Origin of the sequence: Desulfosceptrum tomskiensis (assembly GCF_049818055.1) — a bacterium.
Classification (GTDB): Bacteria; Bacillota; Desulfotomaculia; order Desulfotomaculales; family JASEER01; genus JBFLVT01.
The window spans coordinates 916,110-941,762 of record NZ_CP187479.1; the positions used below are offsets into that span (position 1 = coordinate 916,110).

25 protein-coding genes, 1 tRNA gene, 1 pseudogene and 1 riboswitch are annotated in these 25,653 nt (G+C 58.1%); all 27 genes and pseudogenes read right to left on the bottom strand.

The annotated features are described in order from the left end of the window. Positions 1–25: 25 nt before the first annotated feature. Complete coding sequence (locus ACPV0M_RS04670) at positions 26–1,717, bottom strand: type IV pilus modification PilV family protein (RefSeq protein ID WP_425621796.1); 1,692 nt, start codon at positions 1,715–1,717, stop codon at positions 26–28. 33 nt (positions 1,718–1,750) lie between these two features. Next, complete coding sequence (locus ACPV0M_RS04675) at positions 1,751–2,428, bottom strand: sigma-70 family RNA polymerase sigma factor (RefSeq protein ID WP_425621797.1); 678 nt, start codon at positions 2,426–2,428, stop codon at positions 1,751–1,753. A gap of 41 nt (positions 2,429–2,469) precedes the next feature. Next, positions 2,470–3,681, bottom strand: a complete 1,212-nt coding sequence (locus ACPV0M_RS04680; protein WP_425621798.1) for a type II secretion system F family protein — start codon at positions 3,679–3,681, stop codon at positions 2,470–2,472. An 18-nt stretch (positions 3,682–3,699) separates the two neighbouring features. Continuing rightward, a complete protein-coding gene (locus ACPV0M_RS04685; RefSeq protein WP_425621799.1) occupies positions 3,700–4,833 on the bottom strand; it encodes a type IV pilus twitching motility protein PilT in 1,134 nt (377 codons plus the stop codon). Further along, the gene (locus ACPV0M_RS04690; protein ID WP_425621800.1) at positions 4,830–6,518 is read right to left on the bottom strand and encodes a GspE/PulE family protein; all 1,689 of its coding nucleotides are present in this window, start codon (positions 6,516–6,518) and stop codon (positions 4,830–4,832) included. Before ACPV0M_RS04690 ends, ACPV0M_RS04685 begins: the two co-directional genes overlap by 4 nt. A gap of 281 nt (positions 6,519–6,799) precedes the next feature. Then, a pseudogene (locus ACPV0M_RS04695) lies at positions 6,800–7,453 on the bottom strand (sortase). Positions 7,454–7,530: 77 nt separating this feature from the next. Next, a complete protein-coding gene (locus ACPV0M_RS04700) occupies positions 7,531–8,064 on the bottom strand; it encodes an A24 family peptidase (protein WP_425621801.1) in 534 nt (177 codons plus the stop codon). Between the two features lie 53 nt (positions 8,065–8,117). Continuing rightward, positions 8,118–8,303 (bottom strand): hypothetical protein, encoded by a 186-nt coding sequence (locus ACPV0M_RS04705; protein ID WP_425621802.1) that lies wholly within the window; start codon positions 8,301–8,303, stop codon positions 8,118–8,120. A 278-nt stretch (positions 8,304–8,581) separates the two neighbouring features. Further along, positions 8,582–9,481, bottom strand: a complete 900-nt coding sequence (locus ACPV0M_RS04710) for a transglutaminase domain-containing protein (RefSeq protein ID WP_425621803.1) — start codon at positions 9,479–9,481, stop codon at positions 8,582–8,584. A 46-nt stretch (positions 9,482–9,527) separates the two neighbouring features. Further along, positions 9,528–9,616, bottom strand: a riboswitch (cyclic di-GMP riboswitch). A 125-nt stretch (positions 9,617–9,741) separates the two neighbouring features. Next, entirely contained in the window at positions 9,742–10,674 is a 933-nt protein-coding gene (gene mdh / locus ACPV0M_RS04715; RefSeq protein WP_425621804.1) for a malate dehydrogenase, read from the bottom strand. Between the two features lie 64 nt (positions 10,675–10,738). Continuing rightward, positions 10,739–11,524, bottom strand: coding sequence for a twin-arginine translocase subunit TatC (gene tatC / locus ACPV0M_RS04720; RefSeq protein ID WP_425621805.1), 786 nt, complete (start codon positions 11,522–11,524; stop codon positions 10,739–10,741). Positions 11,525–11,856: 332 nt separating this feature from the next. Continuing rightward, on the bottom strand, positions 11,857–12,087 hold the full coding sequence (gene tatA, locus ACPV0M_RS04725) for a twin-arginine translocase TatA/TatE family subunit (protein ID WP_425621806.1): 231 nt from the start codon (positions 12,085–12,087) through the stop codon (positions 11,857–11,859). A 33-nt stretch (positions 12,088–12,120) separates the two neighbouring features. Next, a complete protein-coding gene (locus ACPV0M_RS04730) occupies positions 12,121–12,408 on the bottom strand; it encodes a twin-arginine translocase TatA/TatE family subunit (protein ID WP_425621807.1) in 288 nt (95 codons plus the stop codon). A gap of 166 nt (positions 12,409–12,574) precedes the next feature. Beyond that, positions 12,575–14,020, bottom strand: coding sequence for a nickel-dependent hydrogenase large subunit (locus tag ACPV0M_RS04735; RefSeq protein ID WP_425621808.1), 1,446 nt, complete (start codon positions 14,018–14,020; stop codon positions 12,575–12,577). A 16-nt stretch (positions 14,021–14,036) separates the two neighbouring features. After that, positions 14,037–14,981: a hydrogenase small subunit gene (locus tag ACPV0M_RS04740; protein WP_425621809.1), complete on the bottom strand. Its 945-nt coding sequence runs from the start codon at positions 14,979–14,981 to the stop codon at positions 14,037–14,039. 123 nt (positions 14,982–15,104) lie between these two features. Continuing rightward, positions 15,105–15,410, bottom strand: a complete 306-nt coding sequence (locus ACPV0M_RS04745; protein ID WP_425621810.1) for a twin-arginine translocase TatA/TatE family subunit — start codon at positions 15,408–15,410, stop codon at positions 15,105–15,107. Between the two features lie 23 nt (positions 15,411–15,433). Next, on the bottom strand, positions 15,434–15,904 hold the full coding sequence (locus tag ACPV0M_RS04750) for a HyaD/HybD family hydrogenase maturation endopeptidase (protein ID WP_425621811.1): 471 nt from the start codon (positions 15,902–15,904) through the stop codon (positions 15,434–15,436). A 20-nt stretch (positions 15,905–15,924) separates the two neighbouring features. Continuing rightward, the gene (locus ACPV0M_RS04755; protein ID WP_425621812.1) at positions 15,925–17,034 is read right to left on the bottom strand and encodes a 6-phosphofructokinase; all 1,110 of its coding nucleotides are present in this window, start codon (positions 17,032–17,034) and stop codon (positions 15,925–15,927) included. A 68-nt stretch (positions 17,035–17,102) separates the two neighbouring features. Beyond that, positions 17,103–19,841, bottom strand: a complete 2,739-nt coding sequence (locus ACPV0M_RS04760) for a UPF0182 family protein (RefSeq protein WP_425621813.1) — start codon at positions 19,839–19,841, stop codon at positions 17,103–17,105. 49 nt (positions 19,842–19,890) lie between these two features. Further along, positions 19,891–20,085, bottom strand: a complete 195-nt coding sequence (locus ACPV0M_RS04765; protein ID WP_425621814.1) for a hypothetical protein — start codon at positions 20,083–20,085, stop codon at positions 19,891–19,893. Between the two features lie 95 nt (positions 20,086–20,180). Beyond that, entirely contained in the window at positions 20,181–20,648 is a 468-nt protein-coding gene (locus ACPV0M_RS04770) for an HAD family hydrolase (protein ID WP_425621815.1), read from the bottom strand. A 106-nt stretch (positions 20,649–20,754) separates the two neighbouring features. Next, positions 20,755–21,399, bottom strand: a complete 645-nt coding sequence (locus ACPV0M_RS04775; protein WP_425621816.1) for an adenylate kinase — start codon at positions 21,397–21,399, stop codon at positions 20,755–20,757. Positions 21,400–21,463: 64 nt separating this feature from the next. After that, positions 21,464–21,541 (bottom strand) — tRNA-Pro (locus ACPV0M_RS04780). A 77-nt stretch (positions 21,542–21,618) separates the two neighbouring features. After that, positions 21,619–22,386 (bottom strand): dolichyl-phosphate beta-glucosyltransferase, encoded by a 768-nt coding sequence (locus ACPV0M_RS04785; RefSeq protein ID WP_425622129.1) that lies wholly within the window; start codon positions 22,384–22,386, stop codon positions 21,619–21,621. A 15-nt stretch (positions 22,387–22,401) separates the two neighbouring features. Beyond that, a complete protein-coding gene (locus ACPV0M_RS04790; protein WP_425621817.1) occupies positions 22,402–22,728 on the bottom strand; it encodes an EamA family transporter in 327 nt (108 codons plus the stop codon). Further along, positions 22,725–24,191: a hypothetical protein gene (locus ACPV0M_RS04795; protein WP_425621818.1), complete on the bottom strand. Its 1,467-nt coding sequence runs from the start codon at positions 24,189–24,191 to the stop codon at positions 22,725–22,727. Before ACPV0M_RS04795 ends, ACPV0M_RS04790 begins: the two co-directional genes overlap by 4 nt. A gap of 168 nt (positions 24,192–24,359) precedes the next feature. Next, entirely contained in the window at positions 24,360–25,559 is a 1,200-nt protein-coding gene (hflX, locus tag ACPV0M_RS04800) for a GTPase HflX (protein WP_425621819.1), read from the bottom strand. Positions 25,560–25,653: the final 94 nt, after the last annotated feature.

Consider the following 25,653-nt stretch of genomic DNA (forward strand, 5'->3'; position numbering starts at 1 on the left):
TCGCCGGGCCGTCGTACATCACTCGCTAAAATGGCAGGTTGGTATACGTAACCACGTATTGACCCGAGACGACATTGACCTCTCTCCTATCCATCCAGACTCCCCCGAACCACCTATATACTTCATAAAGACCGGGATCGAGGTTGTCGAAAAGCGCTTCGCCGTCTGCGCCGGTATGCTGTACTTGATTGTACCCGTTTGGTCCCACGACCTTTACACGGATGTTCTTTGGTTTCCCGTTGGACTTCTCGGCGCGGACCAGGATACTCCGAAATTCCGGTTGCAAGACGACATGGTATGTCTCCACCACGCCCGCGTCCGTCCACTGTTGACCGCCGGTGACCCAAAAAGCGCCGTGCTCGGGACCGAAGGGTAGGTATCCCGGAGCGGTAACCTTAACACAGTACCGGCTGTACTGGTACCCTTCCACCGGAATCAGGGGGGGCGAGCATGGGTTGTTCTCCTCCAGGACGAAACCAGCAAGCCCGTCTTTAGTCGTCTGAGTAGAGGCCACTGGGCTAGAAGAGCAAACGCCGGTCCATAAACCTAAGTGGTAGGTATAGGTGTGTCGGTAGATCTCCACGAGAGCGCCCGCCACCGGCATTCCTGATCCTTGGGAGGTTACCGTGACACTGGCGTTTGCTCGTATCAGTTCCAGGATAAGGCTCTTCGTCTGGCCGGGTTCATCGAAAGTACCGTCCCAAACCGCCTCATGCTTAGGCAGTAGCACATAAGGAATATAGCCGTCCGCTGTTACCGTCAGGTTATAGGGTGTTCCTAGGTAACCGTCACCGACCGGCCAGAGGTCGCCCAGGAAATCCTTGGGCAAGACGCCCCCCATTTCGGCGGTGAAGTTCTTGCTGATCGTGCCGGTTTCCGGCGTTTCAAGAACCAGCGTACCTGGGACATTGATCAGGTTCCCTGTCGAAGCGTCTCGCAGTTCGATCTCCAGGTGGCATGGGAACTCTATTTCGAAAAGACGCTCGACAGTGACTCCACTGGTGACCTCGGCCGTTTGCTGAGCCTGCGCGGGGTGAACCATCATTCCCTGATCGCTTGGGTCGACTTGAACAGTGTAGCTTCCCTCATCGAGGACGGCAAAGAGGACCTGGCCAACCTCGTCGGTCCAGTTCGTCTGGGGCGCATCGGGTCCGGCCGAAAGTTCGGCGCGGATGTTCTCTACCGGGACGTCTACGCCCGGGGTCGTACGCCATCCCCGCAAGACCTGCACGCGGATGTTGCCCCCCGGGAAGGCCTCCTCCTCACCCTCCAAGGAAACCAGGGTGTGGATTTCCGTAGTCTGAACCACTTCCCCCGTAAAGACGCTCGGAGCGCTTACACTGACTCTCACCCGCTTGTAATCATAGGGGATAGGATCGGTCCCGCTCGAATCGTCAGCCGGATCGTTTACCCACCAGATCCTGGTCTGAACTGTATAATTGACCCCCCCGACCGTGACCGTCGTCGTCGGCTGAATATTCCCTGAAGGGTTACCCCCTGCGAGACCCACCTGACTGTAAGGCAGGGCACGGATATCTTCAATTATATTGGCCGCCAGCTTGGTGGCGACGAGCCGCGCGCGGTTGGCCTGCGAGCCCTCGCTGATGTAGACGAAGAGAGGGACAAAGGCCACCGTAACAACGGTTAAGAGCGTCAGTGCGACGAGCACTTCCACCAGGGTAAAGCCCCGGCGGTCGGCCAGTTTGTCAATTGACAAGCGTCTCGTCATCCCCGCCTCACATCCCCCGCTTCAGGACAAGGCCGCGGCCATTTGGCTGAGACTTTTGTTCAGTATCCGCGACACCTTGCGCTGGCTGATGCCCAGTTTCCTGGAGGCTTCGGTTTGCGTCAGGTCACGGTAAAAGACCAGGTAGATCACCTTACGTTGCAGATCGCCGAGTCGCGCCAGCGCCTGCCGGACGGCGATGACGTCTTCGATGGGCAAGCGGAAGCTTTCGTACCGCAGGTTCTTAATCCGGGACAGGTCCATCTCGTCCAGCGAAACGATACCGGCACGCAGCGCCTCGAGCACGCCGTCCTCCCGGACATTGACGGCGGCCGCGATCTCGCTGATCGACGGAGGTTCTCCGGTCCGCTGCAGCAGTTCGTCCGCCGCGGCATGGATGCGCGCCTGCAGTTCGGCCACCCAGCCCGGCCGGCCGAAGGCGGCCTCGCGCCGCAGGTGGTGGCGGATCTCTCCGGCGATGCAGTGCGCGGCGTAGGTTGCGAACTTAACGCCCTTCCCTGGATCGAACCGTCGTACGGCCTTCAGCAGGCCCTCGTAGCCGGCCTGGATCACGTCCTCGCCGGGACGGTCGCCGACGTGCAGCCGCGCGAAGTGCTCGATCAAGCGGCGACCCGCCTGCATCACAGCCACCAAATCCTGCTCCTTGCCTGTCTCCAGGTATGCTCTCATACTATCTTCCAAGTTTGGAACTCCGCCGCCTGTTGCGCTGTTAGAATACACTACTACCTCCCGATCTGCGTAACGACAGTGAAAATGGGCAAGTACATCGAAATAATAATGCCGCCGATAATACAGCCGATAATGATAATCAAAACGGGTTCGACAAGGGCGACGAGTCCGCGCGCCATCGCCGCGACCTCGGCCTCGTAAAACTCCGCGATCCTGTTGAGTAACAAGGCCAGCGAGCCCGTCTCCTCACCGACGGCCACCATCTGGGTGACCATGGGCGGAAATACGCCGCTCTCTTCCAGCGGGCCGGCGATGGTCTTGCCTTCCTGGATCTTTTCGGCGGCCAGTTCCACCACCTCGACGATCACCGCGTTGCCCGAAGCGGGCCCGGCGGCCGCGAGGGCCTGCAGCACCGGGATACCGCCCGAAAGCAGGGTGGAAAAGGTACGGGCGAATCGCGCGATGACGGTGCGCTGGAAAAGCGGGCCCATAACCGGGAGTTTAAGCTTTAAACGGTCCCAAGACCGCCGTCCGGCGGGGCTGTGCACGTAGAAACGCGCGCTAAAGAAGACCGCGGCAAGAACAGCAAACCACAGGTACCAGAAATGTCTTAAGGAATCGGAAACACTCATCAGTACCCTTGTCGGCAGGGGCAGGACCGCGCCGGCCGGAAAAAACTTGACGAATATCGGGACGATAAAAAACATCATACCCATCACGACCAGGCCGGCGAAGCAGAGCACCACCATCGGGTAAAAGGTGGCCGAACGAATGCTGTCCCGCAATTGCTTGTCGCGTTCGAGCTGCTCGGAAAGCCGGCGCAGGATTTCCTCCAGGGAGCCCCCGACCTCTCCGGCGCGCACCATATCGGTATATAACGCCGGGAAGATGTCCGGGTAGCCGCGCAGCGCGTCCGAAAATCCCATCCCGGCTTCGACGTTGCGCGCTGTCTCAGCCACCGCCCGGGCCAGCGTCGGGTTCGTAACCTGCTTGCTCAAGGTATTCAGGCAACGGGTCAGCGGAATGCCCGCATCCAGCATGGCGGCCAGCTGCCTGCTGAAGAGGCTCAACTCCCCGATGTTCACATTGCGGCGAAAGGTGAAAAACTGGCGGATAGCCGATTCCTTTACCGGGGTTACATCCACGACGGTGTACCCTTGCCTGCGCAGGCGGGCAGCAACAGCGAACTCGTGCTCGGCATCCATCCGTCCGGTCACCGTATTGCCGGTACGGTCGATAATCTGGTAGGCGAAAAGCCCCATCATCAACCCCCGTTTCCTGAATTAGAACCAGTTCTTGGCCTGCAGGCCGTTACGATCAGCCGCGCCGGTAAAGCCTTGCTGTAGCAGGCGCTCCAATTCCACGCGGTCCACGCAGCGCAGCAGGGCGGTCTCCCGCGTGATCAAGCCGCGCTGGCAAAGATCGGCCAGAGACTGGTCCATCGTGCACATGCCCATCGCCCGGGCGGTCTGCATGGCCGTATAGAGCTGGTGTTCCTTGCTCTCGCGGATCAGGTTGCGCACCGCCGGCGTGGCCAGCATAAGTTCAACGGCCACCACCCGGCCGGAGCCGTCGGCAGTCGGCAAAAGCTGCTGCGCGATGACACCCTGCAGGCAGTCGGCGAGTTGCTGCCGGACCTGGTTCTGCATATACTCCGGAAACACGTCGACGATGCGGTGGATGGCCAGCGGCGCCGTCTGGGTGTGCAGCGTGGACAGCACCAGGTGGCCGGTCTCGGCGGCCGTAAGGGCGATGGCGATGCTCTCCAGGTCGCGCATTTCTCCGATCAGGATTACGTCGGGGTCGTGGCGCAGTACGTGGCGCAAAGCGTTGGCGAAGGAATGGGTGTCGGTGCCGACCTCACGCTGCTTGACGATGCTCTTTTTATGGCTGTGCAAAAACTCGATCGGCTGTTCGATGGTGACGATGTTGAGGCTGCGCTCTCTGTTGATCAGGTTGACCATAGCCGCCAGCGTAGTCGATTTGCCGCTGCCGGTGGGTCCGGTGACCAGCACGAGGCCCCGCGGGAGGAAACACAGGTCCCGGACGGCCGCGGGCAGACGCAGGTCTTCGAGATCGGGAACAAACGTCGGCACCACGCGAAAGGCCACGGCCAGGGTCCCGCGCTGGCGCATGATGTTCCCCCGGAAGCGGCTTACCCCCGGTATTGAATAAGAGAAGTCCAGTTCCCATTCCTCTTCGAGCTGTTTACGATGGGTGGGGTCCAGGATGGGCATCACGAGATTGGTAATGTCCGCCGGCGTCAACGGGCGAAAGTCCAGGGGCACGAGTTCGCCGAAGACCCTGGCGATCGGCGGGGAACCCGCCGTGAGGTGCAGATCGGAGCCCTTGCGGTGCACCGTCTCGATCAGGATCTGGTCCATGCTGAGCACTTCCTTGCCGCCATCGCCGCTCATACGATCACCCTCATTATTTCTTCCAGCGACGTTATACCCTGCTTGACCTTTAGCATTCCGTCCCGGCGCAGCGTGACCATGCCCTCGCTGATCGCCTGGTCCTTGATCTCCGAGGCCGAACGCCTCTGCAGGGTTAAGCGCCGGATCGGTTCGGTAACGCGCAGCAATTCGTAAACGCCGGTGCGTCCCTTGTATCCCGTCCTGCTGCACCGCAAGCAACCTTTGGGGCGGTATAGGCGGACCGGTCCGCCGGCGGGGTCTGCCGGAAAATCGGGGATATTCGCCAGTTCCTCCGGGCTTAAGCTGTACTCTTCCTTGCAGTTGGGGCACAGCTTGCGCACCAGCCGCTGTGCCAGAACACAAACGAGCGATGACGCCGTAAGGAAGGGTTCGATCCCCATGTCCGACAGGCGGGTAATTGCTCCCGCGGCATCGTTGGTGTGTAGCGTCGACAGCACCAGGTGGCCGGTGAGGGCCGACTCCACGGCGATCCGCGCCGTTTCCTGGTCGCGGATCTCGCCGATCATCACGATATCCGGGTCGCTCCGCAAGATGGAGCGCAGCCCGTTGGCAAAGGTCAGTCCCGCCTTGGGGTTAACCTGTATCTGGTTCAGCCCGTCGAGCCGGTACTCCACCGGGTCCTCGACCGTGATGATGTTCTTCTCCACGGAATTCAGTGCCGCCAGCGCGGCGTACAGCGTCGTGCTCTTGCCGCTTCCGGTGGGTCCCGTCACCAGGATGAACCCGTAAGGCAGGCGCAAAAACTCTTCGAAGGCCCCGAGGACCTGGCGGGAAAAACCCAGTTTCTCCAAAGTTATCAGCTTGGCCGAGCGGTCGAGGAGACGCAGGGTCAGCTTCTCGCCGTAGGCCGCCGGCAGCGAAGCGACCCGGACGTCCACGGTCTTGCCTTCGATCCTCAGCGTCATCCGCCCGTCCTGCGGGACGCGGCGGTCGGCGATGTCCATATTGGCCAGGACCTTGATGCGCGACACCAGCGCCGGGTGAAGCCTGCGCGGCGGCTGCATTATGTCGTGCAGCACGCCGTCCAGGCGGAAACGTACGCGCATGGACTTCTCCTGCGGGTCGATGTGGATGTCGCTCGCCCCGGCGTTTACGGCCTGGCTGAAAATCAGGTTGGCCAGGCTGACGGCGGGCTTGTCCGCGGACTCCTCGGGACCGGTGACGATTTCCGGCGCCTGCTGTTCGTCCTCGGGTGCCGTTTCGACATCGGAGTTGGTGCGGCTGAAGCGGTCGATCGCCGACTCCAGCTCGCTGTCCGGAACAACCACCGGCTGGATTTCGTATCCCGTCAGTATCCGCAGGTCGTCCAGGGCGATCACGTCGGTGGGGCGCATCATCGCCACCACCAGCCGCCCGTTGTCGAAACCGATGGGCAGGGCGCGGTAACGGCGGGCAACCTCGGGGGAAACCAGGCTCATGGCCGCCGAATCGATAGTATACGACTCCAAGCTGACAAAAGGCACGCCGGCCCGTTCGGCCATGACCCGCGCGATGTCGTCCTCGCTGCAATACCCCAGCTTGACCAGCGTACGGCCCAGGAGGCCCTTGTCACCATCCCTGATAACCTGGCTCTTAAGCGCCTCCTCAAGCTGATCCTGCGTAATAATGCCGGCCTCAACCAGCTTGGTCCCCAGGAAATTACGGCTCGGCTGAAGTTTCGCCATCAGATCACCTTATCGTTAATATCCCGGACTATAAGTAATTTCGGCAGAAACCTACTGGCGGTAAATATATGCCAGACGGAAAAGCTATCCTTTCGACAATTAATCTAACAATACATGAAATTTATATATTAATTGCTAAATTTATTATAATTGTGCATGAAAAGAGCCGCCACCCTTTAGTGAAAATAAACCCCTTTCGTACCTCTCGGCGGATCTTTCTTGACACAAGGCAAACAAAAAAACCGGCCTAAAATCTGAGGCCGGTTGCATAATCATGGCTGCTAATTCTCAACCAACTTGGCCCTTACAGCCAGGCGGTTTTCCTTGCCCGATTTGTGACACGTCGTTAACGTCAACGCCGAATAATCAGTTGGCTGGATAACACTCCAATCATTAGCGGCTATCACCTTGACAAACTCGACCTCGTACACAAAACGTTCGGTACCCTTCTTAATGAGGATCCGGTCACCGGCAACCAGCCGGTCTATCTTGCGAAATCACGAACCGTACATGTTCCTATGTGCCGCGACCGCTGTGTTTCCCTCTCCGGGCATCGCCGAGTGCTCATACCATCCCGGTCCCCTGCTCAGCACGTATGATGTCGTTCCCTTCGCAACGGCTGCTTTCAGCCCTATCTTAGGGATCTCTATTACGAATACCGCCGGTAAAGGAGGCGGCGGAGGAGCCGGCGCTGGTTTCTTCTCCTCCCCCTTTGGTTCGCCGTCACCAACGACAGGGTTTTCCGTAAGCCCGGTTTCTTGCCGGACGCTGCCTGCTACACCAGGCACCAGCTCGACTGACTCCATCCGCTCCAGGGCGTGCCGCTGGTAAAGCCAGGCGCGGACATCGGTAAAAAAAGGGTAAAGCATCAGCAATACCCCCGCTGTCATCAATAAACCGCTGAGAACGATAACCAGCATTCTTTTTCCGGACATCTCAACTCTCCAGACTTTCAAGTCCAAAAGGGGCAATTATTCCTGGCAAGTATTTCTGCACGCAACTCAGTCAAACCTTACGCGGGAAGTGGCAGGGTTATGAAATAAGCCGAAACCGTGCCCAGGAAAATGGCAATGCCGTAAGGAACGGCCAGGCGGTCTTTCGCCTTGACCTCTTCGTTCGGGAGCATCACGTCGTAGCCGATCTTCCCCCTGGTGTAGACAAACAGTTTTACCCCTACAAGAAAATCGTTCAGGCGTTTGAAGCGCTTGCTGACGATGAGAGCAAGTAAAGCCACTGCTCCGCCCCAGAGAGCGGTCAACAGCACCGCCGAAAGAATAAATCCGGTCCCCTTGAGCGCGCCGATGGCGCCTAAAAGCTTGACGTCTCCCCCGCCGAGGCCGCCAAGGGCAAACGGAATAAAAAGAATCAACAGGCCGATCAGCAGCCCCTTGGCACTTAAAAGCAAACCGGGCCAACTCCCGAGGACCCCGTTAATAACCAAACCGGCCGCCATTCCCGACAGGGTCAGCCAGTTCGGAATACGGTTTGTGCGCAAATCCCAGGCCAGGCCGATGCCGACCAGCAGGATAACAAGCACGTCGATCATCGTCAAATCCTCAGCTAAAGATCCTTAAACGTATCGGTAACCGGGAGAGTTCGTTATTTGAACTCCACAGCTACAATACCCTTCGTGCGGATGGTTACCAGTCGTTTGCACTTGTTGCACTTGATTTCGATATCGTCGCCGTTGACCACACAAATCAGCTTGTTGCAAAGACACCTTGTTTGCCTGCCGGTCCCCCGGGAGGCCGTTCCGGCAAGGCTTTGATCGGTCTTATCTTGCATTAATCTCCTGCTCCTCAAAGATAAAACAAAAGGACAAAATATCAAACCGACCTTGACTTAAGGTCGGTTGCCTTGACCGTTCCGCGGTAATTCAGGTACCCATTCACCAGCCACGTGCACTGCTCCCCGTTGGGAAAACCAATCCGGCTTCCTGCAAATTCCCGCTTTCACCAAGAATTTTATCTTTGTTTTAACTGTTTGTCCACTACAACTTTCACCAGAAATATCGGCCTTGGGATCTGTATCGAAGTACTTGTCCTCCGGCCTTTTCTTACCACCTAATAGACAGCGTAGCTGTCGACCAGGTAGGTTTTAGCAAAGAGCTCGGCGTTGTCATAGTACCGATCCCCCGTTTTGCGCACGAACTTGCCGTCTTTCACGTATCCTGCGTCCCACGTGGTGTCCATGGGCACCCAGCGGCCGTCGACCTTAATCTCGTTCCAGGCGTGAAACTGGCGTTCCCAGGAATCGCTCCCGGCCTGCCCGTAAACCACGCGTGCCTCCAGTCCGGCCGCGCGGGCCAACGCCGCGGTCAGGAAGGCGTACCCGCTGCAGACCCCCTGGCGCGCCTCGAGCGTGCTGCTTGCGGGAGACAGGCTCAAATCCTTGGAAGCAAGACGGCCGGTATCATAGCCGATGTTGGCGGCAACCCAATCGTGGATCGCCCTGGCCTTTTCCGCGCTCGTTTTGGAACCTGCCGTAACGGCGGCCGCAAGTTTCACGATGTTCTGATCGGCTGAATCAATATAAGCGGAGGGAGCAAGATACCTGTTATCCTCCCCGGCCTTGTTGATGACCTGAAACCTGACGGTGCCGTCAAACTTCCGCGGGTTGTCCCCTGCCCAGATCGTGTAAATACCCTGGCCGAAACGAAGGCTGATCGTCCGTGTGAAGCTTCCCTCTTCGGGATCAACCGGGTAGGTCTCGATCTCGCCGCCGGGACCTCTTACCGCCAGCCATAGCTGCTGTAAATCGGTCTTACCGGTAACCGTCAGGTCGCCGCTCAACTCCGTCAGGTTCCGGCTCGGGGAAGTGATTTCGATAGCCGCAGATTTAAAGCCGACAGAGTACGCCGCATCGGCTGCTCCCGGAATGATAACGCAGCAGATGCAAGTCACTAAGACCAAAAGCCAAAAAGCACTCTCGCGGCTGACTCTCATCAAGATTCCCCCGAACAATAAAGAAGCCTGCTCGCCAATTGACGTGCAGGCTTTGAACAAGCTTACCGGCAACTGGCTGGCGTAGCAGGTTCCCCTGCCTTAGCCCCTTTAGCTTTGCGCCGCCACCTTTCGGTGGCTTTGCCCTGAGCGGAGTATTAAGTTTGCACTTTGCTGTTTTTATCGGCGGCTCAACGCGAAAACTTTATAGGGATGTAAAATAATAGGCCCTGCAGGCATCCACCCACAGGGCTGTTTTCGTTGAGACTTACGAACCCGTACTATGCCAGATCAAGTCTGCCCAGGACTTCACGGACTGCGTTGATGGAGTTCTTTAACGTTGCCATCTCTTCTTCGGTGAGATCAAGCTCAATGATGCGCTCCACACCGTTTGCTCCAAGAACCGCCGGCACTCCGGCGTAAATATCCTTCTCGCCGTATTCCCCGTTGAGGTAGGCGGCTACCGGGAGAATACGCTTCTTGTCCTTAACGATGGCCTCAACCATCTGGATGGCCGCAGCCCCCGGCGCATAGTAGGCGCTGCCGGTCTTCAGCAGGTTTACGATCTCCCCGCCGCCCTTGCGCGTCCGTTCCACCATCGCCTCGATCCGGTCGCGGGGGATGAGCTTTTCGATAGGGATGCCGCCGGCATAGGTGTACCGGATCATCGGCACCATGTGGTCGCCGTGGCCGCCCAGGACCATTGTCGTAACATCTTTGAAGGAGATCCCGAGTTCGAGGGCGATGAAAGTCCTGAAACGGGCGCTGTCCAGAATCCCGGACTGGCCCACCACGCGATGCGGTGGGAATCCGCTGGCCCTTAAGGCCACGCTGCACATCACGTCCAGGGGATTGGTGACGACAACGATAATACAGTCGGGCGAATATCTGGCGCATTCAGCCGCCGCCGTATGCACAATCTTGGCGTTAACGCTCAGGAGGTCGTCCCTGCTCATCCCCGGCTTGCGCGCAATACCGGCCGTAATGACGACAACGTCTGAATTTGCTGTATCGCCATAATCGTTAGTGCCGATAATGTTGCAGTCATATCCCTCGATTGGCGCGGCCTCCATCAAATCCAAGGCCTTCCCCTGCGGGATACCTTCCACGACATCGACCAGGACGATGTCCCCCAGTTCCTTGCTGGCCGCCCAGTGGGCCGCCGTAGCGCCGACAAACCCCGCACCGATGATGCTGATCTTCTTTCTTGCCATTCTCCCCTGCGTTCCTCCTTAAAGCTAAGTGCAGCCGGGCTCGGCAAGGGTCCCTAAAAAGCCCTTACGAGCCCTGGTATACCCCCATCTCTTGTTCCTCGGCCAGCGCTTCTTCCCTGGCCTTGCGCGCCTTGCCCCTTTCGACCATCCGGGTGATCCATACGCTCAATTCGTACATCAGGTACATCGGCCCGGCCATGAAGGACATCGTCAAAAGGTCGGGCGTAGGGGTGATGGCGGCAGCTATGACAAGTATTCCCAGGAAGGCGTACTTTCTGTTCTTGGCCAGCAGCGCATGGGTTAAAATCCCCATCTTGGAAAGGAAAAAGCTCGCCAGGGGCAGCTCAAACACCAAGCCGAAAGGAACCAGGAAGGAAATGGTAAAAGAGATATAGTTGCCGATGGTCAGCATCGGGACCAGCTCCGGCCCGGCAAACTGCAGGAGGAACTTGACCCCCATCTTATAAACGACAAAAAAGGCAAAGAGAACACCGCCAACGAACAGGATAAACGACACGAAAACAAAAAGGGCGGCAAACTTCTTTTCCTCTTTCCGCAGCGCCGGAGCGATAAAACTCCAGACCTGCTGCAGCGTCACCGGCATCGCCGCGATAAAGCCGAGGAACAAGCTCAACTTGATCTTTGTGAACAGGGCTTCCGTCACGCCGACAAAGACGATCTTGTAGCCCTGTTCGGTAACGGGCTCCAGCAGGATGGCCATGATACGGTCGGAAAAGGTGTAGCAGACGCCGGCCATAGCCACCGTCGCGAGGAGGGATACGATGATAACGCGGCGGAGTTCGCCGAGGTGGTCATAAATCGATAACTCTTTCTCCGGGTTCCTTGCCATTCGTCCGCCTCCAATCAAACAAGAACCCCCTTTAAGGGCCTGCTGAAAAGGGGATGTTCAAAAACCAAGGGCTGTTCAAAAACGAGCATAGCGCGGAAGGCGAAGGGCCAGCGGCAGAGCGTACTAGAAAAGATGTCGGAAGCCTGAGATCAGAGGTCTGACCTAGAAGCGATCGCTCCGCGATCGCCAAGTTTAAATTCTTAGAAATCCGCCTTGCGGATTTCTTCAAGTCCGGCATCCGGCATCTAACTTCCTTATTGCCAGGCGAAGTTTTTCAACAGCCCCCAAAAACCTGAGTCCCTTTTTGGGGGCATGATGGAGCTGGGCTGACTTTAAGCCTTGTTGGTCGGCTCCGGCTTCTTGCCGGAATCCGCGGCCTTTACTTCCTCGGCATCCTGAATGGCTTCCTGCGCCTCGTCCACCAAGTCCCGAGAAGATTTACGGAATTCTTTGATCGTTCTGCCAAGGGCCTTGCCGGCCTCCGGAAGTTTTCCGGGACCGAAAATAATCAGGGCCACCACAAGGATAATAATCAGTTCCGGCATGCCGATCCGTGGAAACATGCGCTCCTCTCCCTTCACTGGGCAACAAAGGTCTTAACCTTCTTTGGCTTCTTTGGCTTCTTTGGCTTCTTTGGCTGTCTCGTTTCCTTTTGCTTTGGTCTCCGGCGAAGCGGATACGGATTCCTTGACGCTCTCGATTTCGTGCTTGACGTCCTGAACACTGGAGGTTACGTCGCCGACCATTTCCCGTGAGGAACGGCGGAACTCGTTGATGGTCTTGCCCAGCGATCTTCCGACCTCCGGCAGCCGCTTCGGACCGAAGATTACAAGGGCCACGACAAGAATAATAATCAGTTCGGGAACACCGATATGAGGAAACAATCCTACCCCTCCCTGCTTCGTTGACTGGAGAACTACCATAGTCCACGATACCACAACAGATTTCGCCGGTCAAATCGCATTTCCTTCTTGCGATAAAAAGGGAAAGCCCCCTGATCACTGTACGTTAGGGGGCTTTTCCACCATTCTACACTGCTGCGCCGGTTCTTTAGATCCGGAAGGACATCGCTTCCTTCTTGTGGCCCTTCACCCTCAGCAGATGCACGGCGCAGGCGATGCACGGGTCGAAGGAGCGGACCACGCGCACGAGTTCGATCGGCTGGTTCGGGTCTTTCACCGGGGTGCCGACCAGGGCTTGCTCCAGCGGGCCCATGACGCCGTTGTCGTCACGCGGGCAGATGTTCCAGGTGCTGGGCACGACGGCCTGGTAGTTGTGGATAATGTGGTCCTTGATCTCGATCCAGTGGCCGAGCGCGCCGCGCGGGGCCTCGGTGAGGCCCTGCCCCCTGGCTTCCTTGGGAATGTCGTGCGGGGTGAAGCAGGGCTGGCCGGGCTCAAGCTGGGCGGCCCATTCTTTCATGGCGTGGGCGACGAGGGAGCACTCGACAGCGCGGGCGTAATGCCGGCCGAGGACGGAGAAGGCTTTGTCGCCCAGGCCCAGGGTGCCGGGTTCTTTGTTGACCCACATGCGCGCCAGCGGACCGACTTCGTGCGGCAGGTCGGCGTAACGCGGGGCTTTAAGCCAGGAGTAGGCGCCGGATTTGTGAGGCTCGGGCACGGTCATGCCCTCGCTGGGATGCCGCTTGGAGGTCTTGGACTCGAAACGGGAGTACATGACATGCTCGGTAACTTCTTGGGGGTCGACGGGCGCCCACTCGCCGTTGGTGTAACGGCCGCGCTTGATGAACTGCTGCTGGCCGTCAAGGTCCTTTTCGTCGGTGAGGGGGAAGACGCCCCACACTAAGAGGTTTTTGCAGCCGGCGCCGATGCCGAACCAGTCGTCGTATATGCCGGCGACAGCAAGGACGTCGGGGATGTAGACGTTGTCGACGAAGGCGATGAGTTCGTCCAGGAGTTTGACGAACTGGTCGACTTTTTCGGCGGTGACGAGGGAGGTGACGCCGCCGGGAATGAAGACGGTGGTGTGCGGCGCCTTGGCGCCGAAGACGGCCAGGAGCTGGTGCGCTTTTTTGCGCATGTCCAGAGCCTGGATGTAGTGGCCGACGGCCATGTCGTTAACGTCCTTGGGCAGCCGGTAATCCCCTTCGTAACGGGGGATGAAGGGCGCGGTGTCGGGGCCCTTGACGTAGTCCAAGGCCGCGAGGTGGTAGAAGTGCAGGATGTGCGACTGGACGTAGTTGGCCGCCTGAATGAGGTTTCTCAAGATGCGCCCGTTTTTGGGCGGCAGGATGCCGAAGGCGTCGTCTAGGTTTAGCACCGAACTGATGCCGTGGGAGATGGGTCAGACGCCGCAGATGCGCTGCATGATGTGCTGGGCGTCACGCGGGTCGCGGCCCCGCAGGATCATCTCCAGGCCCCGGAAGAGGGTGCCGGAGGCTTTGGCGTCGATGACTTTACCGTTTTCGACTTCAACTTCGATGCCCAGGTGACCCTCGATTCTGGTTACGGGATCGACAAGGATTTTCTGTGCCATTTAATGTTCCACCCCCTTACTTGGTAAAAGCTTCGAGTTTGCCCTTGACAGGCATCCAGCCGTAAAGCGGGCTGACGTCGTCGGGAAACTCGGGCTCCGAACAGGCCTGACAGGGCGCCCCGGCATCGATGCACCAGTTGGTCCCGCCGTTCCACTTGCGCTTGGGGCAGTCGCTCATGGCGATGAAGCCCTTGCAGCCCAAAAGGGCTAAACAGCCTTCCTGCCCGGGCTGGAGGGCGAACTGGTTGGCCTCGAACATGGGCCGCCGCGGACAGTTGTCGTGAATGGGCATCGGGTAGAACATTTTGGGCCGGTTGTATTTGTCCAGCTCAGGCAGTTCGCCGTAGGTGAGGACGTAGACGACGGTGCCCAGGAAGTGGTCGGGGTGCATGGGACAGTTGCCGATGTTGATGACCGGCTTGTTTTTGACGACGTGGGAAACACCGACGACGCTGGTCGGGTTGGGCCGGGCCGCCGGAATGCCGCCGAAGGAGGCGCAGGAGCCGGCGGCGATGACGGCCTTGGCGGCTTCGCCCATTTTGGCGACGGCGTCAAGGATGGTAAGGTGTTTGCCGTTTTTCTCGGCGATGGTGCAGTAGTGACCCTTTTCGCCCAGGGGAATGCCGCCTTCGACGACGAGGAAGAAGTTGTCGCGGTGTTTGGCGGCGACTTCTTCGAGAACGTGGACGACGTCGTGACCGGAAGCGGCGGATACGTTAGGATGATAACGGAGACTGATGACGTCCAAAAGGACTTTTTCGATCGGCGGTTCGACGCTGTTTAAAAGCGATACGGAACAGCCGGTGCAACTGGCCCCCTGCAGCCAGATGACGGGGGGCTTGCCGTCTGCCATTTCGGCCAGCGCGTCTGTGATCTGCGGCCCGAGCAGAGACATGAGGCTCAGACCCGCGGTCGAAGCGGCACACGCTTGGATAAACTCTCGCCGTGAAAGTTTTCTCATGCCTGATTTTCCTCCCATCTTGTTCCGAAGCAGAACCCTCTTCTCTCCCTAAGACTGGTCCCACTCAGCCTGTTAAGTTTTAAATTCCGCCTCCCTTCCCTAGTTGACTAATTATTTATTTTTTTAAAAAAACCTGCCGCCCCGGCGGACAAACATCCTGAAAAGGTAACCGGGCAGCGCCGGCAGCATTTTCCGCAACAGGTCGTGCATCCATCCTTTGCCGCTCGCACCCGACCTTGCCGTCCTCCCGGCCGCGGCCGCGGTCTTGTCTACCCTCTCTGCGGGAACAGAGTCGTCCCGTGTCTCATTCCTATACGCGCTGACAGTCCTGCCGAGGGCTTTTCCAAGCTGGGGCAGCCGGCTTGGCCCCAGGAAAATCAGTATTGCTGCCAGAATGAGGATGAGTTCGGGAATGCCAAGGTGGGGCATGGATACATGCCTCCTTGTAAAGTTTAACTCATTATTGCGGAAAGCTCAAGTTCTATAGCCTTAATAACCCGGGGCACAGCCTCCTGGACCCGGGGGGTCAGGGCCAGTCCCCAATCAATACTCTCGACTTGTACCGCAAAGACGGTTGTTTCGGGCAGGCAACCCCTTAGCCTGGCCAGTTGCAAGACATTGACAAAACTGCTGTCGTGAAGCGACAGCGGGCGCTCGACGGAAGCCAGATCGAGGTCACCATCCCTGAATCTGAACAGGGTACCAGGTTCGGCGCCGGCATCGATAGCGTCAACGACGATCAAACGCTCGGCGTCCTCAATCCAGAAAACCAGGTCTTCCCCGCCGGTGCCGCCGTCCATTACGGTTACGCCGGAAGGCAGGTCGTACTTTTCGAGCTCCCTTACGACATGCACGCCGAAGCCTTCGTCACCGAGAAGGATATTGCCTATGCCGAGAATCAACAGTTCATACTTGTCAGCCATTTCTTGCTCTTATTTCTCCATCAGTCGCCCAGGCAGATTCCCAACTGCCGGGCGGTCAGAATGAGGTCGGAATCCAGGGGAACCCTGCGCATCTCGCCGACGGCTTCCGCCAACTGGACGGAGGATACACGCATCGAGCGCAGGCAAGCCATCTCGCCGAAACGTCCTTGCACCGCCAGGTTTACCGCTGCGGCGCCAAGCCTGCTGGCCAGAAGGCGGTCAAAGGCCGTGGGCGAGCCGCCCCGCTGCAGGTGCCCGAGGACGGTTACGCGCGTCTCGATGCCGGTGATATCCTCGATCTGCGCGCCTACCCGCTCGCCGATGCCGCCCAGGCGGATCTGTTCAAAGCTGTCCTCGACCCTTTTCTTCACAACCATCTCGCCGCCCACCGGTTTGGCGCCCTCGGCAACCACGATGATACTGAAGCGCTTCCCGACCCCGCGGCGGGCGCGGATCTTGGCGATCACCTTATGGATGTCGAAGGGGATTTCCGGGATCAGAATGCAGTCCGCCCCGCCCGCGAGTCCGGCGGCCAGAGCGATCCACCCGGCGTACCTCCCCATCACTTCGAGAATCATGATGCGGTGGTGCGACTCGGCGGTGGTGTGGAGCCTGTCCAGCGCTTCCATCGCCGTGTTCAAGGCGGTATCGAAACCAAAGGTCTGATCGGTGGCGGACAGGTCGTTGTCAATGGTTTTGGGCACGCCGACGACCTTGATGTTGAGCCGGTCTCCCAATTCCTTCGCAATCGTCAGACTGCCGTCCCCGCCGATGACGATCAGGGCGTCCACGGCACGGTTGGCCAGGTTGACGGCCACGCGGTCGGAAACGTCCTTGAAGACCCTTTCTCCGTTTTCCACCACCGGGTAATGGAACGGGTTGTCACGGTTGGTCGTTCCCAAAATTGTGCCCCCGCGGGGCAGGATACCCATAACGTCCCGGGGCGTCAGGGGCCGGGCCCGGTCCTCGATCAGGCCGCCGAAACCGTCTTCAAATCCGATCACTTCGAGCCCGTAATAATAGACCGCCGTCTTAACCACGCCGCGGATAACGGCGTTTAAACCGGGAGCGTCCCCGCCCCCGGTTAACACCCCTATTCTCTTAATGCCGGAATCAGACGCTTGTTCCATCTCAAATCACCTCGTACGAAACCGTTCCTCGCTTGGCGTAAATACCGGTGGCCGTTTAAAACGGCATCCTAAGCTCCGCCTTCGCGCTGAGCCAGTTCGCTTAGGACATTCTTAAGTTCCTGCATTTTGGCCCCGTATCCGGCCCAGTCGGCCGCCTTGAGCATTTCCTGGGCTTCGTCGTACAGGCGGTTGGCGCGCTCAATGAGCGCCGGGATGCTTTCATTGCCCGAAACGGCCGGTGGTTTCTGCCCGGTTGCGGGCGTCACCGTGCCGGCAGGCATGGTAACCTCGCCGAATACGGCGTTCAGCGCCTGCTTGAGCGTAGGCTCCATCACCACGCGGTTGTTGTGGGCCACGATCACCCGCTGGAGTTCGGGCATTTTGCTCTGCTGCGCCCGCAGGTAAATCGGTTGGACGTATAGGATGCCATCCTTGATCGGAATGATCAGCAGGTTGCCGCGGATGACCTGCGAGCCTTTCTGGTCCCAAAGCGTCAACTGCTGGGAGATCAAGGTATCCTGGTTGATGCGCGCCTCAACCTGCATCGGGCCGTAAACCAGGCTCTGCTTCGGCATCTCGTAGACCAGGATCTTGCCGTAATTGTCTCCGTCGGCCCGCGCCGCCATCCAGGCGATCAGATTCTTTTTATTCTGCGGCGTAAAGGCGTTGATCATAATAAACTCGGGCTTCTTTGCACCGGGCAGGCTGATGATCGTGTAGTACGGCGCCATCCGCTGCTCTTTGCCTTCAACGAACTCGGTAGCCGGGTTCCACTTGTCTTCCTTGTTGTAAAAGACCTGCGGGTCCTGCATGTGATAGACGGCGTACATGTCCGTTTGAATCGTGAACATGTCCTCGGGATAACGGATATGGGCCTTAAGTCCGGCCGGCATTTCATCCAGGGGCTTGAAGGTACCCGGGAAAATCTTGGCCCAGGTCTTGATCACCGGGTCGTTGCCGTCGGCGATGTAGAAAGCCACGTCTCCGTTGTAAGCGTCGACCACAATCTTCACGGAGTTGCGGATGTAGTTCACCCGCCCGTTAAAAGGCTGGGAATAGGGGAACATGTCCGAGGTTGTGTAGGCATCCCACATCCAGAACAGTTTGCCCTCGTCGATAACGAGGTAGGGGTCGGAGTCATACTCCAGGAACGGGGCGATCTTGGGGACGCGCTCCTGAATAGTGCGGTAGTACATTATCCGGCTGTCTCCCGTCACGTCAGAGGCAAGCAACAGCTTGTAGTCGCCAAGAGCCAGCGCAAACAGCGCCCGCTTAAAAATGGAGCCGACTTTGACGCCGCCATCGCCCTGGTACTGGCAGTAAACATTCTCGTCACCCTTGGGGTAGTCGAACTCGTCGGTCTTCGTATTAACGATCACGTATTCTTCTGTATCCTCGCCGAAGTAAATCTCCGGTCTGGCGATCTGCAAGTCGGGGGTCGCGGTAACGGGGGGGATGTCCTTGACAAAGAAATTCGGCAGCCCATCCGCAACCACCTCGTTGACGGGACTCACAGCGACACCGTATCCGTGGGTGTACTTGAGGCGCTTGTTGATCCACGTCTGCGCCTGCCCGCTCAGTTGGTCCTGGTTCAGTTCCCGGGCCGCGAGCATGACCTGGCGGTATTGCCCGTCGATAAAGTAACGGTCTACGTCGATGTCTTTGAATTCGTAATAAAGGCGGATTTCCTGGAGCTGGCTGTAGGTAGACTTCAAGGGCTCCCAGTCCCACAGGCGGACGTTGCGGATCGTATCGCCCGCTTCCTCGATGTCTTCACCCGTCAAAACCTTGCCGGCGGGAAAGTCCTTCGTCTCGATGTTGTCAAGCCCGTAAGCCTCCCTGGTCAAGGCGATGTTCCTTTCGATATAAGGCTTTTCACGATTGAACTCGTTGGGTTCGACGACAAACTTCTGCACCGCCGCCGGGTAAATCACGTTGAGCACGAAGGAAGCCCCGATCAGCCCCACGACGCTGTAGATAACCAGCGAAACACGCTGCAGCCGGATGTTCACGAGGAGCACGAGCGCCGTGAGGACTGCAAGCACGAGAAGGACCTTGTAGGCGAGCAAATGGGCGTGGATATCGGTGTACCCCGGGCCGTAAACCACCCCTGTAGGCGAGTACAGGAGCGTGTACTGCTGGAGCTTGTAGCCGAAAGCCTTCACGATGAGGATCAGGGCGAGAAGGCCCGAAATGTGTAGCCTGGCGCGGGGATGGGTCAGCACGCTTACAATACCGCGGAAGGGACTGGCAATGGCATAGACCAGGCCCGCCAACAGGGTGGTCAACACAGTTCCCCAGAAAAGGACGTTATAAAGGAAAACATAGAACGGCAGTTGGAAGAGGTAGAACCCGATGTCCTTCCCGAAAACGGGGTCGGAGGCGCCGTAAGGAGTAGCGTGGACAAACTGCTGCCAGATCACCCAGTCACCCGCTACCGCCAACCCGAAAAGATAGGCCATGGCTACAGAAACCATCAGGAAGAACCAGCCGAGCGTACGCGCGTTAATCAGGTTCCTCCACTGGTTAACATTGATGGAAATGACATTGTCCTCGACGAAAACCGGTTCGCGTTCGAGGATAACCCTCCTGGTGAACAAAAGGTTGAGAAAAAGGAAGATGAAAAAGCCGGCGCCCACGATAACCCGGATGGCGATGTCGGACGCGATAATGGTCAGGAAAACGCGCGCGTAGCCGAGGGCGTCAAACCAGAACCAATCGGTTATCAGCCTGGCTCCCCCGCTTGCGAGGGAGAATAAGAAAAAGGCCGCGAGCAAAGCGACCAGCCAGAAATGCTTTCTTAGCAAATGATACCCTCCTTAATTGTCAAGCAGCCAATCTCAAGCCCCCTGCCCGCTATATCGGCTTGGGAATCTTCTGAGCCCCCTTGGCCTCCTTCTGGAGTTTAGCCTGGCAGAGCTCGCAGACCGAAGTGGATTTCTTTTTTTCTTGAGGAAAAAGATCGTCATCCTCCCCCACATCTTCCAGACTTTCAATCACAAACGTCCTGCCGCAAAGCATGCACCTGCGTTCCACCACCTTATGATTCAATACGATGCACCTCCTAACGCTGACCGGGAAAGATACAACCCTGGTTAGTTAATTAGTATCAGTTTTTGGGGTAAAAAGCAAATCCAGCTCAAGCATTACCGCCTTAAAGTGGCGACGAGGCGTCGCGGGTCAAGCAGCAGGTCGATGCCCCGGGTGATCGTGCTTACCGCGATGTCGGCATTCAGCAGGGTCTCCGCCGCGGCTCCCTCGTCTCCGAGCACGACGACGCCGAGCCCCGCCGCCTTGAGCATCAGCGCATCGTTGGCGCCGTTGCCGAAAGCGGCCACCACGGACGCTCCCAGGCTGTGCACAAACTTTTCTTTAGCAGGACCGCCGGGCTCGACGTCCAGCACGACCACCTGCACCGGCAGGCCGGCCAGCGTCTGTCGTACGGTACCGAACGTGTCGGCCGTGATCACATAGATATCCAAGGTCCTGCTCAGCATTATGAGCCTGTCTTGGACGCCTTCGACCAGCCGACCGCCGTCGGCCAGCGTCCCGTTATAGTCGAAGACGGCGGCCTTAAGTTCGAGTTCACCCCTGTCGGGGATACTGATACGCAAGGAGTCGAACACCTCTCATTTAATACTGTTGCAGCGTCGGCCAGCGCAGAGCGGAATATATGCGCAAAAAGCCCGGGTTCGCACCCGGGCTTTTATCCCTGAATAACTACTTCTTTAAAACGGCAAGGACATCCTCGGTCACCTTGGCAATCGGCTGGTCGCCGTTGACTTCGCGGAGGAGGCCCTTCGCCTGGTAATAATCGATAAGGGGCTGGGTCTGCGCTTCGTAGACGTCCAGGCGGTTGTTCACCGTCGCCTCGGTGTCGTCGCTGCGCTGGTAGAGCTCGCCGCCGCACTTGTCACACTTGCCCTCTACCTGCGGGGGGTTGAAAAGGACGTGGTAGCTCTGACCGCAACTGCGGCAGACACGCCGGCCGGTCAGGCGCGCAACCAGCTTCTCTCTCGGAACGGCGATGTTCAACACGGCATCCAGCTTAATGCCCATGGAATCAAGGGTCTTGTCCAGCGCTTCGGCCTGCGCGACCGTCCGCGGGAAGCCGTCAAGCAGGAAACCGTTGGCGCAGTCGGGCTGGGACAGCCTGTCCTTTACCATGCCGACCACAACCTCATCCGGAACAAGCTTACCGGCATCCATATATTCCTTCGCCTTTTTACCCATCTCGGTACCGGCCTTTACCGCCTCGCGGAACATGTCGCCGGTGGAGATGTGGGTGATGTTCAGGTTCTTCACGATAAACTCGGCCTGGGTCCCCTTGCCGCCGCCGGGCGGTCCCATGATCAGCAGCTTCACTAATCTCTCCCCCTCTTGGAAATTATTTTTATTGTGAACTAAGGCACTTAAGTTCTTGAAAAAATGGTCGGGATGACAGGATTTGAACCTGCGACCTCACGGTCCCGAACCGTGCGCTCTAGCCAAGCTGAGCTACATCCCGGCGTTTCACTCTTCCTATATTAGCGAAAATATGAGCTTAAGTCAAGCACTCGAGGAGCTATACGTCGTCATCAGACACTATTTTACAACCCTCACAGACCCGATTACCTGGATACCCTCAGACATGGTAATAGAAGCGTAACAGACTCTTTTGCGGATTTGAGCCACTTCTTTAGCCATTTTAATGCCCTGGCCGAAAACATTAACCTTGGAGCCAGGCATCTCCCTCCACTCGACAGGGACGGGCTCGATGTGATAACCAAGCTTGACTGCCAGGGCAAGAACCTCGACGTCAAAGGCGTACCCCTTGCATGTCAAGCAGCCGAACAGTGCCCTGGCTGCATGGCCCGAAAAAGCTTTAAGCCCGCACTGCGTGTCTACGCAAGGCAGCTTAAGCATTGTCTTAACGTACCTTTGAAAGATAACGGCGGTTACCTTGCGTATCGGCGTTCGCCGCACGCCTTCTCGCGAACCGACAGCCACGTCGGCGCCTTTGCCTATGGCCTGGACGAGCTTGCCGAATTCGGAAACAGGAGCGGCCAAATCCACGTCGGTAAAGATAACCACGCTTCCGGTTGAAGCAAGGATCCCCGTTCGTACCGCCGCCCCTTTTCCCTGGTTGTTTTGGTGCTGCAGTACTCGATAACGCACTCCCGCTTCATGAAAGCTAAGAGACGCCGCTTGAGCGATTTGCCGCGTCCCGTCCTTCGACCCGTCATCAACGACAAGCACTTCAACGCCTGCAGGCCACGAACGAGAAAACTCCTTTAACGCATCAAGACACCCGGGCAGGCGCTTCTCTTCGTTGTAGGCCGGAACGACGATGCTCAGTTCCAAGACCCTCATCCTTTCCAATGTTAATCACCTGGCTGCAACGCCGATCCCGGTCACAATCAGTATCGCGCCCAGCAGTTTGGCCGCCGTAAACGGTTCGCCGAGGAATCGCGACGAGGCGAGAGGAACGAGAATAAAATTGAGCGCCAACAGGGGATACGCGACAGACAAAGGCATCTTCGACAACACTTTCAGCCATACCAGGGCCGACAGGCCGTACAAAACAAACCCGCCCAGCACCGCCGGCGAAAGCAGCGCGCTGAGGCCGTAAGCCTTGGAACCGACTCCCAGCTTCCACAGCACCTGACCCGACGTCCCCAGGAGAACCGCGCAAACAGCAAGGACATAGCTCATCTTCTCGCCTCTTTTCTAACGTAAATCACCGCTTTGTCGTCCCGATAAACCTCACGCCAACCGCCCCGGTCTTCCATGTACCAGTCAAGCGATGAACCGTTATGGGTCAATACGGCATCGACGGCGTACTTGTCCAGATAAAAACCGGGGTTTTGTTTCAAGCCCAGGCTGTTGCGCTTCTGAGGATTGGAAAGCGTAAAGCCGAAATACTCCTTAAAAACATCCCCGTTAAAGGCGTACATGTCGGCCCTGCTGTCGATGAACGGGGACATATTCCTCCAGATGAGGTAGCCTCCCCAGTAGTAGTCGTTGAAAAGGCGGGAATGACCGAGTCCCTTGTCTTGGAGATAGTCAACGGCGGCGATGGGAAAATCGCTCCGGCCGGACCTGTCGGCCATCCAGGTGGGCGGAAAGAACCGGTATCCTGCCGCAAGAACGAGCAACCCGCAGAGAAACGCGGCGACCCCGGTCTTCCTGTCGGGAAAAGCCTCGTCCCCCGGCTGTTCCTTGCCCCAGAGGGAGGCCAGCACCAGGGCGGCCGTGAAATAGAAATAAGGCACGTGGCGCATTTGCTGCATGCAGAGCACGAAGAACCCGCCGGTCAAAAGGGTTTCAAAAACGGGCAGCCGGCGGTCTTTCCTGCCCCTGAGCAAGAATCCAAACAGCGCAAGAACGAAGAGGATGATCGGCCAGAAGTCTATGTGGTGAAAATTCGGAGACTGCCATTCAGCGATGAACTCCTTAATCAGGGGGTGCTGCGAAGCGGCGACGACATACCACCACAGTAAAACCCCGTGAGGATTGACGAGGCTGGCCGCAAAACTTAACACGGCGGTGATACCGAGCGTCCTCCGGACTGCGTGGTCCGGCTTCAGGGACTCCAGAACGCCCCAGCGCCACTCAAAGCCCGACAGCAGCCAGGCGCCCGCCAAGATCACGGGCCCGAGCGGCGCCGATCCGTGAACATTGGCCCAGACCACCTCGATAACGGGCAAAAGGTACAAAAGCCTCGGGTGCCGCCAGGCTGCCAGGACGACGAGCATCCACAAGGCGAACAGCCCCTGGGCCATTACGTGAGGGCGGGCGTGCCAGGCCACGGAGCTCGAACACAAAACGGCCGCATACAGCAGCGCCGCCCGCGGCAGGGAGCAGCGCGAACGCAGGAGCAAAAAGACACTTAGGCCGAACAGGCCCACCCACAGCGCATTAAATAGCCAGACGCCGGTTGACCCGCCCAGCCGATACACCGACGCCGCCAGGACATCCCACAGCCACTCGTGGGCGAACCACGGCTCCCCCCGCATCGTCCACGAAAACGGGTCGGTCTTAAGAATGCCGTGCTCCAGCATGTACTCGCCGGCCTTAATGTGCCACAGCGTATCGCTTTCGACCTGCCCCTGGCCGATTGAAAGCAGTACGACCGCGGTAACTATGCAAATGATGAACCAAAACAATCTTGGCATTTCCGGCTGGTTAACCTGCCCTTTCACGGATGTTCGGCAGGTGTTACCTTCGGGGAGACGGCGTGCAATCCTGTCCCGGAGACGCCAAGATAAGACTTTTTGCCTATGGAATGAGGACGCCGGTCATCCCAGAAAGGACTTTTGGTAGAGTTTCCGTGCTTTTGGTATCTACCGTCGGATGGATAAGTGAGGAAGGCGTTGCGAGAGCGACCACGGAATGCTGACAATCACCTTGACGCCTTCCTCGAGGTACTCTTTCTCTAAGACATCGCCCTTTTCGTGCAGCAGCGAGAGCGTCTGCCCGTCTTCGTACGGGACGGTATAGGTCCGCACCACCCGGCGCAAGGCCAGTCCCTTGACAATCTCTTCCTTCAAAACGTCCAGGTTTGTTCCTTCCCTGGCTGAAACCTTAACCGTGGGACGATCCGCCACTATTAACTCGGCATCGGGAATACGATCGATTTTATTCAGGACCAGGATTGTTGGTTTGTCGAGCACTCCCAGAGACGCCAGGACCTCGTCGACGGCCGCGATTTGCTTTTCAACATCGGGGTGGGATACATCGGCGACGTGCAGCAGCAGGTCGGCCTCGGTCACCTCCTCCAGGGTCGCCCGGAAGGCAGCGACCAGGTGGTGCGGGAGGCTGCTGACGAAGCCGACGGTATCGGTAAGCAGCACGACCTCGTTGTTGGAGAGCTTCAGCCGGCGGGTCGTAGGATCGAGCGTCGCGAAAAGCATATCCTGGACAAACACCTCCGACCCCGTGAGCGCGTTCATCAGCGTCGACTTTCCCGCGTTGGTGTAGCCGACGAGGGCAACCAACGGCAGCGGGACGTCTTTCCTGGCCTGGCGCAGAAGCGCGCGCTGCTTGCGTACCCTCGCCAACGCCTCCGTAAGGTCCTGGATGCGTTTGCGGATGCGGCGCCTGTCGGTTTCCAGCTTGGTTTCCCCGGGGCCTCGCGTGCCGATGCCGCCCCCCAGCCGCGACAGCTCGGTTCCCTTACCCGTCAGGCGCGGCAACAGGTAGTTCAACTGGGCCAGCTCGACCTGCAGCTTACCTTCCTTTGTTCTGGCGCGCCTGGCGAAGATATCGAGAATGACCTGGGTACGGTCGATCACGCGCACCCCGATGACGTCCTTCAGGTTTCTTCCTTGTGCCGGAGTAAGCTCGTTGTCAAAGACGACAAGGTCGCACTCTTTCTCTTCACACTCCCGGCGGATCTCTTCGGCCTTCCCCTTGCCGACGTAAAAGGCAGGGTCCGGCTTATCCCGTCTTTGCAAAATGCGATTTGCAATGCCGGCCCCTGCCGCCGACACCAGTGAGGCGAGTTCGTCCAGGCTGTCGTTGGGGTTCGCGCTCCTGCTCAAGAGGACCTTGACCAGAAGTGCCCGCTCTTCCGTATTGTTTTGTGCCAGGTGCCCTCACCACCAGAACTCAATTTAAGTAAGTCAAGCATATTAT